The 15,659-nt window shown below is 70.8% G+C and carries 12 protein-coding genes; 3 read left to right on the forward strand and 9 right to left on the reverse strand.

The features are described from left to right. A complete protein-coding gene (locus tag ACFYZQ_RS26755) occupies positions 1–2,604 on the reverse strand; it encodes a CHAT domain-containing protein (RefSeq protein ID WP_389152592.1) in 2,604 nt (867 codons plus the stop codon). Positions 2,605–2,723: 119 nt separating this feature from the next. Here ACFYZQ_RS26755 and ACFYZQ_RS26760 point away from each other — a divergent pair, with 119 nt between their 5' ends. Genes ACFYZQ_RS26760 through ACFYZQ_RS26770 form a run of 3 tightly spaced genes read left to right on the forward strand, consistent with a single transcriptional unit; the run spans position 2,724 to position 5,259 of the window. Continuing rightward, positions 2,724–4,175 carry a S8/S53 family peptidase gene (locus ACFYZQ_RS26760; protein WP_389152595.1) on the forward strand — a complete coding sequence of 484 codons (1,452 nt, stop codon included), beginning with the start codon at positions 2,724–2,726 and terminating at the stop codon, positions 4,173–4,175. After that, entirely contained in the window at positions 4,172–4,810 is a 639-nt protein-coding gene (locus ACFYZQ_RS26765) for an RNA polymerase sigma factor (RefSeq protein ID WP_389152598.1), read from the forward strand. The genes ACFYZQ_RS26760 and ACFYZQ_RS26765 overlap by 4 nt, the downstream gene beginning before the upstream one ends. Positions 4,811–4,815: 5 nt before the next feature. Then, positions 4,816–5,259 (forward strand): hypothetical protein, encoded by a 444-nt coding sequence (locus ACFYZQ_RS26770; RefSeq protein ID WP_389152601.1) that lies wholly within the window; start codon positions 4,816–4,818, stop codon positions 5,257–5,259. Between the two features lie 2 nt (positions 5,260–5,261). Here ACFYZQ_RS26770 and ACFYZQ_RS26775 read toward each other — a convergent pair whose 3' ends face one another. The 8 genes from ACFYZQ_RS26775 to ACFYZQ_RS26810 form a co-directional block, all read right to left on the reverse strand. Next, positions 5,262–6,062, reverse strand: coding sequence for an N-formylglutamate amidohydrolase (locus ACFYZQ_RS26775; RefSeq protein ID WP_389152604.1), 801 nt, complete (start codon positions 6,060–6,062; stop codon positions 5,262–5,264). A gap of 320 nt (positions 6,063–6,382) precedes the next feature. Continuing rightward, positions 6,383–8,602: an NADP-dependent isocitrate dehydrogenase gene (locus tag ACFYZQ_RS26780; protein WP_389152607.1), complete on the reverse strand. Its 2,220-nt coding sequence runs from the start codon at positions 8,600–8,602 to the stop codon at positions 6,383–6,385. A 92-nt stretch (positions 8,603–8,694) separates the two neighbouring features. Then, positions 8,695–9,060: a DUF4186 domain-containing protein gene (locus ACFYZQ_RS26785; RefSeq protein ID WP_389153077.1), complete on the reverse strand. Its 366-nt coding sequence runs from the start codon at positions 9,058–9,060 to the stop codon at positions 8,695–8,697. A gap of 126 nt (positions 9,061–9,186) precedes the next feature. Continuing rightward, positions 9,187–9,321, reverse strand: a complete 135-nt coding sequence (locus ACFYZQ_RS26790; protein WP_389152610.1) for a hypothetical protein — start codon at positions 9,319–9,321, stop codon at positions 9,187–9,189. A 46-nt stretch (positions 9,322–9,367) separates the two neighbouring features. Next, complete coding sequence (locus ACFYZQ_RS26795; protein WP_389152613.1) at positions 9,368–9,652, reverse strand: hypothetical protein; 285 nt, start codon at positions 9,650–9,652, stop codon at positions 9,368–9,370. Next, positions 9,652–14,385 carry a putative T7SS-secreted protein gene (locus ACFYZQ_RS26800; RefSeq protein ID WP_389152616.1) on the reverse strand — a complete coding sequence of 1,578 codons (4,734 nt, stop codon included), beginning with the start codon at positions 14,383–14,385 and terminating at the stop codon, positions 9,652–9,654. Before ACFYZQ_RS26800 ends, ACFYZQ_RS26795 begins: the two co-directional genes overlap by 1 nt. Continuing rightward, positions 14,385–15,059 carry a hypothetical protein gene (locus tag ACFYZQ_RS26805; RefSeq protein WP_389152619.1) on the reverse strand — a complete coding sequence of 225 codons (675 nt, stop codon included), beginning with the start codon at positions 15,057–15,059 and terminating at the stop codon, positions 14,385–14,387. The genes ACFYZQ_RS26800 and ACFYZQ_RS26805 overlap by 1 nt, the downstream gene beginning before the upstream one ends. Then, positions 15,056–15,637 carry a hypothetical protein gene (locus ACFYZQ_RS26810; protein ID WP_389152622.1) on the reverse strand — a complete coding sequence of 194 codons (582 nt, stop codon included), beginning with the start codon at positions 15,635–15,637 and terminating at the stop codon, positions 15,056–15,058. Before ACFYZQ_RS26810 ends, ACFYZQ_RS26805 begins: the two co-directional genes overlap by 4 nt. Between the last annotated feature and the right edge of the window lie 22 nt (positions 15,638–15,659).

The following is a 15,659-nucleotide window of genomic DNA, read 5'->3' on the forward strand; positions in this document are numbered from 1 at the left end:
TCACGCCGCCCCGAACGCCGCGAACGCCCATCCCGTCGCCTGGTGCACCGCGTCTCCGGGCAGCGCCGCACGGGCGTCACGGAGGGCTTCGGCCAGGCACAGTCCGGAATCGAGCCCCTTGTGCAGGGCGAGCATCAACGGCACCACCGCCGCGTCGTTGACGGGTGCACTGCTCGCCACCACCCCGGCGGTGCCCAGCGGCAGCAGCGCGGTGACCAGGCCGAGCAGTTCGTCGGCGCCGACCGAGGCGAGCCGGGCGGTGTCGCAGCTCGACAGGATGATCCGGTACGGGCTGCGGCCGAGGCGTTCGAAGTCGTGCACGATGAGCGGTCCGTCGGCCATCCGCAGGGACGAGAACAGGGGGCTGTCCGCACGGAACGTGCCGTGCGCGGCGAGGTGGGCGAGCGCGGCGCCGTCCAGCTCGCCCAGTACACGGGGCACCTGCGCGTCGTCGCCCTCGAGGACCGTGGCGTTGCCGTAGCGGTCCGCGAGCTCCGGTACTTCGGCGCCGCCCGTCGCCAGCCCCGGCCCGCGCACCAGCACGTGCCGGCCGCCCGGCGGTGGCTCGGTGTCGCGGGCGCGCAGCCAGCTGCCCGCCGACGGGGACACGCTGAGCACCCGCTCCCTGAGCGACGGCAGCAGCGCCCACGGCACCCGGTGCAGCGCGCCGGGCGGCACCACCACGACCGGCCCCGGGCCCAGGTGCCGCACCGCCCCGGCGAGCAGCAGCTCCTCCAGCCTGCGGCCCGCGGCCTCCACCACCGGCAGCCGGGCCTGAGCCCCCGGGTGGGCGAGCCGCCGCAGTCCCGCCTGTACGTGCTCGGCCTCGGCCACCGCCTCCGCGAGCGCCCCGCCCTCGAACCGCCGGACCCGGCCCTGCCCGCACAGCAGGACGTGCACCCGCCCGTCCAGCACGGCGAGTTCGACCAGCCGGGTGTCCCCGAGCCGGTCCAGCAGCCGGCCCGGGTCGAAGCGGTCCCCGTACCCGGGGGCGGCGCCGCGCAGGTGCAGGGTGCGGGAGCGGATGTCCCGCTCCAGACGCCGCTGTTCGCGCTCCAGGACGGGAACCGGGCGGCCCTCCGTACGGGCGGCCTCCGCCCGGGCGGCGATCTCCCGGAACGCGGTCAGGCGCCCGAGCAGCGCGGGGTCGGCGGGCGGCCGGGTGGGCGGCGCGGCCAGTACGGTGGCCCGCCACCGCTCGCTCCACTCCAGCAGCCGCCGCGGACCGCCCCGGGCGAGGGCCGCCTGCTGGGCCAGCGCCGCCAGTTCGGCGCCCTGAGCGGTGGCCCGGGCCCTCAGCTCCGAGGCACCCAGCGTCATCCGGTGGTCGTCGAGCACGTCCAGGCCGCGCCGGCACGCCTGGAGCAGGCCGGGCCCGGAACCGGCCGCCCGCGCTCTGAGCGCCTGCGCCGCCCACCCCGTCATCCGGGCCAGCGGCGGCCCGGCCCGTCTGCTGCGCGCGGCCACCGCCAGGTGCCGTTCCGCGACCTCCGGCCGGCCCAGGGCGAGCGCGATCCGGCCCGCGAGGAGGGAGGCCTCCGGTGCGGCGGGCGAACCGAAGGCGGCCAGCCGCTCGGCGACCCGGGCCGCGTCCGTGACCATCCGTCCCGACCGCCGCCCGGTCGCCACTCGCGCCTCGATCAGCACCAGCCGGGCGTGCGTCTCCCACCAGGTGCGATGCTGCCCGGCGAACAGCCGTACGGCGACCGCGGCCCGGTCGATCGCGGTGTGCGGGTCCCCTGCCGAGCGGGCGGCCCGGGCGGCGGCCAGCAGCAGTTCGGCCTTGCGGGTGGACTGCCCGCCGATCCCGTCGAGTTCGGCGATCGCCGCGTCCGCCTCGGCCAGCGCCTCCGGGGCGAGCCCGGCGGCCATCAGCACCTCGCAGCGCCGGATGCACAGCATGAACGTGGGCGTGCCCAGCTTGCCGTACCGCTCCTCCGCCTCGTCGAGCAGCCGCAGCGCCGCCGGGATGTCACCGGAGCGGAACGCGGCAAGACCCCGGCTCTCCACCGCGTCGGCCTTGTCGTGCTCCTGTCCGGTGGTCTCCCACAGCCGCTCGGCCGCCGTGAAGTCGGCGTCCGCCCGGTCCACCGCGCCCAGCGCCAGGTGCACGGTCGCCCGCAGGGTCAGCGCCCGCGCGGTCCAGATCACGTCGTCGGCCTGCCGCAGCACCGGTATCGCCCGGCGGACGTCCTCCAGCGCCTCCCGGTGACGGCCCAGCACCCACCAGACATAGGCCCGGCGGAACAGCACCCGGGCCCGGGTGTGCCCGGTGCCGCGCGCGACCCCGCGCTCGAACGCCGTGAGCCCCCGCCTCGTGCGCCCCGCATGCACCAGCGCGACCCCGAGCGTGGCGAGGACGTCCGCCTCCCGATCGGCCGACTCCGCCCGCGCAGCGAGATCCCGGGCACGCCGCAGATGGCTGAGGGCGACCCGCAGATCGCCGAAGTCCCGGTGCCAGATGCCCATCACCTGGTGGGCGACCGAGGCGTGCAACGGCGACGGATCGGCGTCCAGCACCCGCCGCGCCCCAGCCAGGGCCTCGTTGGGGGCGGCGAACACCATCGGCAGCAGCTCGAGGACCGACGCGTTTCCCGCTGTCACCCCTCGGATGGTAGTGGCCTCCTCACGGCCCGTCACATGGGCTGTGCCGTATCAAGCTGTATCAATCGGCGGTCCGCGGGATCAGACTGACGAAACCGGCCTCAGGGGGAGGACACGCCATGGCACCGCAGCGATTCCACGAACAGTTCCGACAGGTCCAGCGCTCGATGCCGGACGTCCCGCTCGCGATGGGGCCGGACGACGCGCCCGAGTTCCTCTACGAGAAGGGCGTCGTCCTCGCCCGCGACGGCGAGGAGGCCCGCCTCGTCGAGGACACGGTCCGTGGCCACTTCGCCGAGGCCACCGGGCTGGTCGCCGGCCATGTGCGCCGGGAGGGCCCCGAGACCAACCGCACCGGAGTCACCCGCATCCGGGTCGGCGACCCGGGCCAGGGCGACCACGGCGCGGACCGCGCCGTCGCGCACGCGCTGCGGGCGATGCGCGAGCACGAGGGACGCCGGGGCCGCCGGCTGGTCGGCCGCAACCACGTGGTGTCGATCGCGGGCCACGTCAACGCCTGCCCCGGCGACGAGCCCGTGCCCGTACCCCCGACCGAGCCGTGCAACCCCGCGCCGGACGGAACGCCGTACGACCCGGACACCGCCGTCGCCGTCCTCGTCATCGACACCGGTCTCATGCACGACCACCGCTCCTGCCCGCAGCTCGCACACACCGAGGGCGACGCCCAGCTCGAGGAGACCGACCAGGACGGCGTCCTCAGGCAGTACGTCGGACACGGCACGTTCATCGCGGGAGTGCTCACCGCCGTCGCGCCGGGCACCGACGTCACCGTCCGGAACACGCTCGACGACGCCGGCGCCGTACTGGAGTCCGAATTCGGCGCCAGGCTCTTCGAGGCCGTCGACCGGGGCGGCTGGCCCGACATCATCAGCCTCTCCGCGGGCACCTCCAACGGCCGCACCGACGGCCTCCTCGGCGTGGAAGCCTTCATGCGCGAACTGCGCGACCGGGAGACCCTGCTGGTCGCCGCGGCCGGCAACAACGCCGGCGCCACACCCTTCTGGCCCGCGGCCTACGCCACGCTGCCCGGCTACGAGGACGCCGTGCTGTCGGTCGGGGCGCTGCGCGCGGACGGCGAGTTCGGCGCCTGCTTCACCAACCACGGCCCCTGGGTACGGGTGTACGCGCCCGGTGAGCGGCTCACCAGCGCCCTCACCGGCTTCGACCGTCCCGTGCCGTACGTGTACCAGCACTCGAGCTACGACGCCTGCCGATTCGGCTTCACCTACGCCTGCACCTGCCAGTACCCCGCCCACACCGGGGTGCTGAGCGAGGAAGGACGGAGCGACCCGAGCAACCCGGGCAAGCCGGACCAGGTGATGTTCGAGGGCTACGCGCAGTGGAGCGGAACGTCCTTCGCCACCCCGGTCGCCGCCGCACTGGTGGCCGCCCACATGACGGCGCACAAGGAACGCGACCCGCGCACCGCATCACGGCAGTTGCTCGGCGCCAACACCGAGTACGCCGAAGTGCGCGGTGCGCACGTGCCGGCACTGAGGCCACCCACCTGGCGCCCGACGCCCGTCCTGCGACCGGCTCCTGACGCATGAGGACCGGATGCGTCCCCTCCGCGGCGTACGATGACTTGCCGTACACGAGGGGTGGGGCCGTGGACCGAGCAGACGTCGGGGCGCTGGTTCAGTCAGCCGTCGACGGTGACGCGGCGGCCTGGAAAGCGCTTGTGGAAGGGCTGAGTCCGCTGGTCTGGTCCGTCGTGCGCGCGCACCGGCTCTCCGACGCCGACGGCTCGGAGGTCTACCAGACCGTGTGGTTCCGCTTCGCCCAGCACCTGGGCCGCATCCGGGAGCCGGAGAAGGCCGGGTCCTGGCTGGCGAGCACGGCGCGGCACGAGTGCCTGAAGGTGATCAAGGGGCTGACCCGGCTGATGCCGACGGACGATCCGCGGGTCCTGGACCGGGTCAGCGAGGACGTCACGCCCGAGCAGTCGCTGCTCGACTCGGAGGAGGCCGTCGCCGAGGCCGAGCGGATCCGCCGGCTGTGGCAGGAGTTCGAGGAACTCGGCGAGCGCTGCCGCCAGTTGCTGCGCGTGCTGATGGCCTCGCCACCGCCGAGCTATCTGGAGGTGTCCGCCGCACTGGGGGTCGCGGTGGGCAGCATCGGGCCCCTGCGCCAGCGTTGTCTGCGCCGGCTGCGGGCCCGGCTGGAAGCCCGGGGGGCGGTGTGAGGGGCATGCCCGACGAGTTCGACGCCGGGCTCCTGGAGGAGGAACTGCGCCAGGCGGCCGCGATACTGGACCCGGTCCCCGCCGGGCTGCGCCAACTGGCCATCGACGCCTACGTGTTGCACGACGTGGACGCCCGGGTCGCCGAGCTGACCTTCGACTCCCTGCTCGACGCCGCGCCGGTCCGGGGCGCCCGGGGCGCCCCCCGGATGCTGACCTTCAGCGCCGGCGAGCTCACCGTGGACGTCGAGATCGGCGGCGACGGGCTGATGGGGCAGGTACTGCCCCCGCGGCCGGCGCGCGTCGAGGTGCTCGGCGGCCCGCGGACGGCGGCCGAGGTCACGGCGGACACCCTGGGCCGCTTCACGGCCGCGGTGCCCCCGCGCGGCCCGTTCGCGCTGAGGCTGCACACCGGCGGCGACGTGATCGTCACGGAGTGGCTACGGGCCTGACCTCAGCGTGAGGCGCCGTCCACCAAGCCGGCCAGGGCCGAGGCCAGCCGGGACAGTCCCGGTCCGACGACTGCTCCACCGGGTTCGGTCATGTAGGTGTCCCGCCGGATCTCCACCATCAGTGCGCCGACCCGCCGATCCCTGCCGTAGAACTCCAGCGGCACGTACGCACCGCTGAACGGGCTGTTCAGCCCCGTCTCCCCGCACCGCGCGAACAGCTTCCCGGCCAGCTCCGCCAGTTCCGGCGGGGTGTGGAAGGCGTCGGTGCCCACACACACCGGGGGCCGGGGGCCCGCGCCGTGCAGCTCGTAGGGCAGCCCCTCGCGCGGATACGAGTGCACGTCGATCACCACGGCCCGCCCCGTCGCGGCCAGCCGCCCGGCCACCGCCTCCGTCATGGCACGCGCGTACGGCCGGAAGTACCGCTCGATCAACGGCTCGGGGTCGGTGTCGCCGGGCCGCAGCTCGGTCCGGTGCGTGGTCCGCGTGTACACCGCGCCCATCCCCACCGTAAGCATCTCCTCCCGCTCGTCCGGGAACCGCTCCGGGTCGACGACCAGCCGCGACAGCCGGTTGACGAACCGCCAGGGCGTCACCGCGGCCAGCCCGGCCGCGGCCTCGGCGAGCTCGGCCGTGTGCGCGTCGGTGATGTGGTCCAGCTCCCGCTCCAGCGCGGCGCCGTCCAGGACGATCCCCTCCCGCACGGCGTCCGGTATCTCCCGCGCGGAGTGCGGCACGTGCAGGATCACGGGCGAGTCGTCCGCGCCGGGCAGGAGCTCGAACGAGGGCGGGGGAGGGGACACGGGCGGCTCCGGGGCGTTGTCGGCGGCAGGGCACGGGAAGCGAGGCGCGGCGGACCGCGGCTACCTCCGGTGCCGGGCGTACCAGCTCACCGCCAGCACGATCAGCAGCGAGACGGTGAACGCCCATAAGGTCGCGGCGGTGTTGTGGGACTGGTAGCCGATGATGGCGAGCATGCCCGGTCGGATACCCGCGGCCGGCGACGGCATACCCGGCCGGCCGGCCCGCACGACTCCGCCCCGTACGGCTCCGCCCCGGCCAGGGCAGTGTGCCGGCCGGGGCGGAGGAGTCGTGCACGGGAACGGCCGTGGGGCCGCTCGCGTCAGCTCAGGGACGCGAGCGCCTCGTTCCAGGTGGCCGACGGGCGCATGACCGCGTCCGCCTTGGCCTTGTCGGGCTGGTAGTAGCCGCCGATGTCGGCGGAGGAGCCCTGGACGGCGTTCAGCTCGTCGACGATCTTCTGCTCGTTGGCGGAGAGGGTCTCGGCGAGCGGCGCGAAGGCCTTGGCCAGGTCGGCGTCGGCGGTCTGCTTGGCCAGCTCCTGCGCCCAGTACAGGGACAGGTAGAAGTGGCTGCCGCGGTTGTCGATGCCGCCGATGCGACGGGTCGGGGACTTGTCCTCGTTGAGGAAGGTCGCCGTGGCCCGGTCGAGGGTGTCGGCGAGGACCTTGGCGCGGGCGTTGCCGGTGAACTCGGCGTACTGCTCGAAGGACGGCACCAGGGCGAAGAACTCACCCAGGGAGTCCCAGCGCAGGTAGTTCTCCTTGACCAGCTGCTGGACGTGCTTCGGCGCGGAGCCGCCGGCGCCCGTCTCGAACAGGCCGCCGCCCGCCATCAGCGGGACGACCGACAGCATCTTGGCGCTGGTGCCCAGCTCCAGGATGGGGAACAGGTCGGTGAGGTAGTCACGCAGCACGTTGCCGGTGACGGAGATGGTGTTCTCACCGCGGCGGATGCGCTCCACCGACAGCTTGGTCGCCTCGACGGGGGAGAGGATCCGGATGTCCAGGCCCTCGGTGTCGTGCTCCGTCAGGTACTGCTTCACCTTGGCGATCAGGTTGGCGTCGTGGGCACGGGTCTCGTCCAGCCAGAACACCGCCGGGTCGCCGGTGGCGCGGGCACGGGTGACGGCCAGCTTCACCCAGTCCCTGATCGGCGCGTCCTTGGTCTGGCAGGCGCGGAAGATGTCGCCGGCGGAGACCGTCTGTTCGATCACCACGTTGCCGGCCTGGTCGACCAGGCGGACCGTGCCGGTGACCGGGATCTCGAACGTCTTGTCGTGGGAGCCGTACTCCTCGGCCTTCTGCGCCATCAGGCCGACGTTCGGGACCGAGCCCATGGTCGACGGGTCGTAGGCGCCGTTGGCCTTGCAGTCCTCGATCACGGCCTGGTAGACGCCCGCGTACGAGGAGTCGGGCAGGACGGCCAGGGTGTCGGCCTCCTGGCCGTCGGGGCCCCACATGTGGCCGGAGGTGCGGATCATGGCCGGCATGGAGGCGTCGACGATGACGTCGGACGGGACGTGCAGGTTGGTGATGCCCTTGTCGGAGTCGACCATGGCCAGCGCCGGGCCCTCGGCGAGCTCGGCCTCGAAGGACGCCTTGATCTCCGCGCCCTCGGGCAGCGACTCGATGCCCTTGAGGATGCCGCCGAGACCGTCGTTCGGGGTCAGACCGGCCGCGGCGAACGTCTCGCCGTACTTGGCGAACGTCTGCGGGAAGAAGGCGCGCACCACGTGACCGAAGACGATCGGGTCGGAGACCTTCATCATCGTGGCCTTCAGGTGCACGGAGAAGAGGACGCCCTCCTCCTTGGCACGGGCGACCTGCGCCGTGAGGAACTCACGCAGGGCGGCGACGCGCATCACGGAGGCGTCGACGACCTCGCCCTCAAGGACCGGCACGGACTCGCGCAGAACGGTGGTGGAGCCGTCGTCACCCTTCAGCTCGATGCGCAGCGCACCGGCCTCGGAGATCACCACGGACTTCTCCGTGGAGCGGAAGTCGTCGACGCCCATGGTCGCCACGTCGGTCTTGGACTCGGCGGACCAGGCACCCATGCGGTGCGGGTGGGACTTCGCGTAGTTCTTCACCGAGGCAGGGGCACGGCGGTCGGAGTTGCCCTCGCGCAGCACCGGGTTCACGGCCGAACCCTTGACCTTGTCGTACCGGGCGCGGATCTCGCGCTCCTCGTCGGTCTTGGGGTCGTCCGGGTAGTCCGGCAGCGCGTAGCCCTGGGCCTGCAGCTCGGCGACCGCGGCCTTGAGCTGCGGGATGGACGCCGAGATGTTCGGCAGCTTGATGATGTTGGCCTCGGGCGTCTTGGCCAGCTCACCCAGCTCCGACAGGGCGTCGGGGATGCGCTGCTCCTCCTTCAGGTACTCCGGGAAGACGGCGATGATGCGCCCGGCCAGCGAGATGTCGCGGGTCTCCACGTCGACACCGGCCTGCGAGGCGTAGGCCTTGATCACCGGCAGGAACGAATGCGTCGCCAGGGCCGGGGCCTCGTCTGTGTAGGTGTAGATGATGGTCGAGTCAGTCACCGGGTGCTCCGCTCCACGTCTGCAACATTGCTCGACATCAAGATATCTCGTGGCCGCCCCGGCCTCGACAGGGGTCCGGAACTCGGAACCCCTCAGCGACGGCGGTCCCGGTCCGGGCCGCCTCCGCCCGCCACCTCACGCTCGATCCACCGGCAGATCACGTCCACGACGTAGACCAGTTCGGCGCGGCTGAGCTCCCGGCCCTTGGGAACGCCGTGCCAGCGCTGCAGGCAGCTCCGGCAGCAGGTGGCGGTCGCGTGCTGGGCGACGAACACCGGATGCCCGCGGTACGGAGTCTGCTTGCCGTCCTTGACCGGCTCGGCCGGGGCCACCCGCTTGGCGATCAGGTCGTACGCGTGCCACCGCATCGTGGCCGGCCCCTTCAGCTCCGCGGTGGCCAGCTCCCGCCCGCGCAGCCGGAACTTCGCCCGGAACGGCTGCCGCGAGATCGCGTCCAGCCGCTGGTCGAGCGAGCGGGGGCTGGAATCGGGGGGGTGGGGGCGGAGGTTCCATGTGCTTCGAGGGTAATGCGGCGGCCGCCCCCACGGGCCGGCTGCCGGGCCGGACCCGCGCGACCTGGTCTTTCAGTGCCACCAGTTGAACGGATCGCCAGCCGACTGCAGGTCCTGCACGAACAGGGCGACCTCATGGCCCCAATCAGCAGATACCCGTCGGAGATAATCCGCGGCCATCTCCTCTGCTTGCTCCTGCGCGTACATCAGTTCACCCTCTTCAAGGGGCACCGCTACCGCGCATGGCCATCTGTCACTGCCGGCGATCGAAAGGATCTACTTCCGAGAATTCCCGCCTACCGACCCATCGGCATTCGCCGGTTTCCTTGTGCACCGCAATGGCAGGCGGACCGTAAAGGGCATGCCTGTTGTCCCCGGTAGCGAGATATTCGACAGAATTGTAGGTGAAGTAGAAGGAGTCGCCCTTTTCCCCCTTGCAGCTGTTCTTATCGACCAGGGCAGCCTCGCGATCCGACGTGGCAGTCTCCTGGCGGAGGAAATCCGCCGCCAGTCGTTCTGCCTGCTCCAGCGTATACATCAGTTCGTCCTCATAAGTTTGAATGACTTGAAGGCCATGGGATCGACAAAACCTGTCTGCACGTCGAGGAAGAGTACCCGACCCTGCTGGTTCACGATATTGAAAACATGGCCCGCTCCCTCTTCCGGTAGCGCGGCAACCAAACCACGAGCGCCGTCTCCCGAGTTTCGGATGTGGTCAACCATGTTCCAGAAACTGGTGTCATTGAAGGTTCTTCCATACGCATTCTGCAGTCGATCAAGGGACTGGACTCCCCCCACGTCCCCTGGCACAGACTTCAGACCTTCGCCGCCAAGGTACCGATCAAGTGCCTCACCGACATAGGTGCAGTTTTCCATCCCTCCCTCGGGATTGAAGTGCTTTGCCCAGTCGGAAAGATTCGGTGTCTCATAGGGCTTCGGCGGGATCGGTGACTTCTGTGGGGCGAGCCCGAACGGATCGCAGGAAACGGAAGGCCGATCCACATACCCGACCGGGTTGGCCGCCGGCGCCAGACCAAGAGGGTCCTGGCTGATGTACTGGGCGACTTCGGGGTCGTAATACCGGAGGTAGTTGTAGTTCAGGCCCGTCTCGGAGTCGAAATACTGGCCCGGGAAACGGAGTGGTGTGTAGGCCTGGCTCTTGACCGACCAGGAAAGCTTTCCCCAGTTCGTGGCGCGGGAGCGCCAGGCGATTTCTCCGGACTCGTCGATCAGTTCGCAGGGAGATCCCGAGAGGTCGGAGACGATGGCGAAGAAGCGGGCGTCGATCTCTTCCTGCGAGGCCGCGGCCATGGTCCGGCGCTCGCTCTGGGCGACTGCTTCGGGGCCGTGGAGATGCCACGTCAGGGTCACCGAGTCGCTCGACTCGCCCCACCTGGTCGTCTGCTCGCAAAGCGAAACACCGTCCCAGGTGAAGTCCACCTGCTCCGGTACGTCGATGCCGTTCTCAGCGATGCGCTGCTTGCCGGTGCGTCTGCCGAGGGCGTCGTACTGGTACCGCCACACCGTGCCGTCGGGAGTGACGACCTGGGTGAGCCGGTCCTCCGCGTCCCAGCTGTACCGCCACGTGTCCGGCTTGCGGGACAGCCGGGCCTTCTGGCGGAGTACGACACGTCCGGCCGCGTCGTGCTCGTAGCGGATCCGGCCGGCCCGCACGAGGTCGGCGCCCTGGTAGGCGCGTTCGCCGCAGCCGTCGTCTCCGAACGGACGGGCCGGCCAACCGGCCGCCACCTGGTTGCCGAGCGGATCGTAGGAGTAGGACTCCGCCCATCCCTCTCCGCTGACCCTCGTCGTCCTTCCCGCAAGGTCCAGCTCGTACTGCCGAACGCCGTCCAGCTGGTCATGGACCTTGGTCAGGCTGCCGTCCGCGCGATATTCGTAGGTCCTCGACTGGATACGTCCGCGGTGGTGGTCCACTGCTTGGGAGATCAGCCGGTTCATTACGTCGAACGACCGGGACACGGTCAGGGACTCACCGAACCGGCGGCCGGTTTCGCGGCCGATCCGGTCGTACTCCAGCGTGATGGCACGACCGTCCGCCGTGAGCCGGCAGGGCTGTCCCGCGGAATCGAATTCCCAGACGCTCTCGGCGCCCGAGGGCGTCCTGCGTCCCGTCAGCCTGCCGAACTCGTCGTAGCGGTACGCCACTTCCCGGTCGTTGATCCGCTCGGAGACCAGACGCCCGTGCCGGTCGCGCAGGAGAGTCAGGTTCGTATGGGCATTGGCTGCCTGCGCGATCTGGTCGGTGAAGTCGTAGGTGTACGTCGACACCTCCCCGTCGACACTCTTGCGGACGACTTGTCCGAGGTCGTTGTGCTCGAAGAAGACGACCTGCCCGAGGGCGTTCGTGCGGGAGATCAGCTCACCGGCCGCGTTGTAGGAGTACCGAGTGACCCGGCCGCCGAAGTCGGCTTCAGTGGTGGGCCTGCCGACCGCGTCGTACTCATAGGTCCACGTCTGCCCGAGGGGATTGGTCACGCGGGTCAGGCGCAGTTCGTTGTCGTAGGCGAATTCGTATCGGGAACCATCCGGTTCGGTGCGCGCCGTCAGCAGGTCGAACTGGGCGTATTCGAAACGGGTGATTCCGCCGACCGTGTCCGTGTGGGTGAGGCAGTTTCCCTCGCCGTCGTACGTCCACGATTCCTCGGTCCCGTCCGGGTTCCGCCGGTGGGTGACGTGGCCCTCGACGGACCATTCCATCTCCCCGGTCGCCCCGAAGGGGTCCGTGATGGCGGTGGCGCGACCGAAGGCGTCACGCCGGTAGCGCATGGTGTTGCCGGCGTGATCGCGGACCTCGACGGGCAGACCGGCCGCGTCGCAGCGGATTTCGGTCACCCGGCCGTACTGATCGCGCACCGCGCACAGATGACCGTGCTCGTCGTACGTGAAGGACTGCCTGCCGCCTGTTGCATCGGTGACCGACGTGCGGTTGCCGAGGGCGTCGAACTCCTGTCGGAGCGAGCTCCCGTCCGGGCGCACCACGCGCGTGAGCAGTCCACGGTCGTCGTAGGAGAGCGTCGTTCGCCGTCCGTCCGGACCGACGATCTCCGTCAGGTTCCCCAGGGGGTCGTAGCGGTAGGCAGTGGTACGGCCGACGGCGTCCGTCTCGGACAGCAGGCGGTTGAACCGGTCACGGGTGAAGCGCCGGGTGTGCCCTGCCGGATCCACGATGGCTACGACCTGGTGCCGGTCGTTGACGTAGTACCGGCGTACGGCACCCTCGCCGTTGACCGTCTTCGTGGTCCGCAGCCCGGTTTCCGGATCTCTCTCGCCGTAGGACAGCTGGAGGCTCATGTGCCCGTCCGTACCGCCCTGCGCGACGCACCGGTCCCTCTCGTCGTACGCGTACGTGTAGGCGTGCCCGTTGGTGTCCGTCCACGACGTGACCCGGCCCTCATCGTCGTAGGCGAACCTGAGCGGCAGCCAGGACGAATTCCTGACCTTGGTGAGATTGCCTTGCTCGTACCCGTACCCGACCAGTTGGAGATCGGCTCCGTCCTCGCCTGCTCCGGTCAGATGCAGGCCGGTGACCCGCCCGTCGGCACTGTCGATCCTCAGACGGTAGCCACCGCTGTGGGCGATGGCCGACGGCGCCCCGGTCTCGTCGTGGCCGAAGGTGATCCAGTTGCCGTTGCTGTCGTCGACCTGTTCCAGGACCGCCAGGTGGGGGCCGTGGTCGGCGAAGTGCCAGGTGCGGCGTGTCTGCGGATCCGTGACGGTGTAGCCGTCGTCGACCCGGTCAAGGGGGAGGCGGGGGCCGTGGCTGGGTAGGGTGGGCAGGCCAGGTGCGGGGTGGGGGTACGACAGGAGGAGGCCGTCCTCCGTGACGTAGACGACGCCCTCCCTATCGATCTCCAGGCGCTGGTCCAGGGTGGAGGACCAGGACGGGCCGAACCAGCGCCCCAGGTGGTAGCCGGACTCCACCCGCCGGGTCAGCACCAGCGGCAGTGCGCCGGGGAGGGTGACATCCGCCTGCGGGAGGTACATCTTGCCGGTGGCGAGGTCGATCGGGTCGGTGCCCTTGCTCTCCACCGAGTGGCCGGCGCGGGAGGATTCCGCGGCGTCCTCGGTCACCCGGCCCCGAGCAGTCCGCGCGCCCTTGCGCAACCCCTGCTCAGCGAGTCCCTCCGCGCCCTCCTTCAGCCCGAGCCGCAGTCCGCCCCGGGCGAGTCCCGCGCCCTTGGTGCCGATGAGTTCCGGGATCATGCGGCCGACGAACTCCGAGGGATCCTTCTTGAAGCCGTCCACGGCCGTCTGGACGACCCGTTCGGGATGCGCGGCGGTGGAGACCAGCCCGGACAGCGTCATGCTGACGTTCTGCATGTAGGCGGCCGGATGGGTCAGGTTGTAGGGGTCCATCGGGTCGAGGCCGCGGGCGAAGTTCACCAGGCCGGCCGTGCCCTTCAGAGCGCCGCCCACCACATGGGTGAGTTCGGTGTTGGCCGCCTGGAAACCGTCTTTGAAGTCGTTGCCGAGGCGGTCCAGGGGCGGGGGCTCCGCGGGCGCGTGGGCGAGTGCGGCCTTGACCTTGCCCTGTGCTTCGGAGGCGGCGGTGTTGCGCTGCTTGCGGGCCTCGGCGAGCTTCTGGGCGGCGGCCTTGATGTCGGCCTTGCCCGGGTCGTGGAACGTCTCGGGCTTCGGGCCGGGGTCCTGGTTCGCCTTGATCTTGGCGTTGTAGGCGTCGACCTTCTTGTTGTAGGCGTCGACCGCGTCCTTGGACGCCTGCACACCCTTCTCGTAGAGCTCGACGGCCTCCTTGGCCTGCCCCTGCGCCCACTTGACGGTGCCCGCGTACGACTCCAGCGCCCCCGCCGCCGTCTCGCACGCCTCGGCCGCCTGCGCCCACTTGGCGGGATGCACGCCGAACTTCTCCCGGAACGCGTCACCGCCCTCCCCTTGCCAGCCGGAGGAGTCGACCTTCCGCAGCCCCGAACTCACGTTGTCGAACGCACCATGGAAATCGCGCAGGTGCTTGGCACTTTCGCGGATCTTGTCCGGACTGCCGTGGACCAGCTCGTTCGCTTCCTCGGTCTGGCCGAGCTGCTGCTCGCCCGGAGTGGCGCCCAGGTCGGAGGCGATCTCGTCGCCCCAGTCCTCCACACTGTCGGCCCAGTCGTGCGCACCGACGTAGTCCAGGCCCTCGCCCACCTTGTCGGTGGCCCAGTCGACGCCCTCGCCGAGCTTCTTCTTGCCCGCGTCGTAGAGGTCCTCGGCCCCGCCCAGCAGCGAGTTGGTGATGTCTCCGATGCCCATCAGCCCTCACCGCCCTGCTGCCCGGCGGCCTCGGCGCCCCCGGCGGCCTCGGCCCGGGCCTCGGGGGAGGGGCCGAAGGTGTCGTCCAGGTACTGGTCGTACTCCTGGTCCGAGACACCGAACGCGCCGTGCAGGTTCTCGGGGTTGATGCCCAGCGGCCCGGCGGTGCTGGAGGTCATCACGTCCCGGCCCGCGTCCTTCCAGCCCTGCTCACTGTTGGCCAGCGCCTGGTCGAAGGAGGCCTTGCTGTAGTCCACGTCCCCGCCGAACGCACCGGACTTGGCGATGTCCCCCCAGCCCATCTTCTCCACCTCCTCCTCGGAGGCGTACGGATTGCCGATGGCCGCGTTCTCGACGACCTTGAAGGTGCCCTTCACATACTGGTCGTTCTCGTAGTACGTGCCCGCCGCCAGGCCCGTCCTCACAGCGAACCCGTTGCCCTCGTTGATCAGCGAGCGCACGCCCCACTCCCAGCGCTCGCAGAACGACTCCAACGCCCCCGTCAGCCCCTCATGGCCCAACTCCAGCCCGGACAGGGCGATGTCACCGAACCCTCGTCCCGCCCCGGCCTCCCCGACCATGCCGAGCTCCTTCAGCTCACCCAGCGCATCGGTCAGCCCCTTGGCGATCAGACCGAGCCCGTCTGCCGTCAGGTCGTTGTCGCCACCGCTCACGCCCCGTCCCCCGTCTCCGCACCGAGGTCGACCGCCGCCCCGTCCGGCACGATCCCCCGCACCGGCGGGAAGACCATCCCGTCCTCCCCGTCCGCGCAGTCCAGCGCCACCCCGCACGGCACCCCGGCCGCGGGAACGGCCACGTCCAACAGACGGGCGCCGAGGATCGTCTGGTACGTCCACTCCCGCGCCGCCTCACCGCGCGCCACGGCGTAACGGGCCAGCGCCTGCTCGTCGGAGAACGCCAGGATGAAACGGATGCCGTTCAAGTCGGCCGTCAGCAGACCACGTTCCTCGTCGGGACCGCCCCCGGGCCCGTCCCCCAGCGGCACCAGAACCGGGGTGCGACGGAACTCGCCGAGCAGGACGGCGAACTCGCGGCGCCTGCGCGCAACGGCGTCCGCGGCATCGGCGGAGGGCGCCGCGGGGTCGGGCGAAGTGGTGCCCTCGGATGTCTCCGGTCCGGTCGCCTCCGGCTGGTCGGCGCGGGCCAGGTCCACGTAGTCGTAAAGTCGCGATCTCGGAGCTCGTGTCGCCGATCCTGCCTCGCCCCCGTGTACATCCACGAACTGGATCATTACATCGGCAAGTTCCGGATTG

Origin of the sequence: Streptomyces sp. NPDC001843, assembly GCF_042891955.1 — a bacterium.
In the GTDB taxonomy this organism is placed as follows: Bacteria; Actinomycetota; Actinomycetes; order Streptomycetales; family Streptomycetaceae; genus Streptomyces.

Excerpts from the sequence above, each read along its gene's own strand:
- ACFYZQ_RS26795 (WP_389152613.1), bottom strand. The coding sequence starts at position 9,652 with ATGTATACGCTGGAGCAGGCAGAACGACTGGCGGCGGATTTCCTCCGC.
- ACFYZQ_RS26800 (WP_389152616.1), bottom strand. The coding sequence starts at position 14,385 with ATGGGCATCGGAGACATCACCAACTCGCTGCTGGGCGGGGCCGAGGAC.
- ACFYZQ_RS26760 (WP_389152595.1), top strand. The coding sequence starts at position 2,724 with ATGGCACCGCAGCGATTCCACGAACAGTTCCGACAGGTCCAGCGCTCG.
- ACFYZQ_RS26810 (WP_389152622.1), bottom strand. The coding sequence starts at position 15,637 with ATGATCCAGTTCGTGGATGTACACGGGGGCGAGGCAGGATCGGCGACA.
- ACFYZQ_RS26770 (WP_389152601.1), top strand. The coding sequence starts at position 4,816 with ATGCCCGACGAGTTCGACGCCGGGCTCCTGGAGGAGGAACTGCGCCAG.
- ACFYZQ_RS26765 (WP_389152598.1), top strand. The coding sequence starts at position 4,172 with ATGAGGACCGGATGCGTCCCCTCCGCGGCGTACGATGACTTGCCGTAC.
- ACFYZQ_RS26790 (WP_389152610.1), bottom strand. The coding sequence starts at position 9,321 with ATGTACGCGCAGGAGCAAGCAGAGGAGATGGCCGCGGATTATCTCCGA.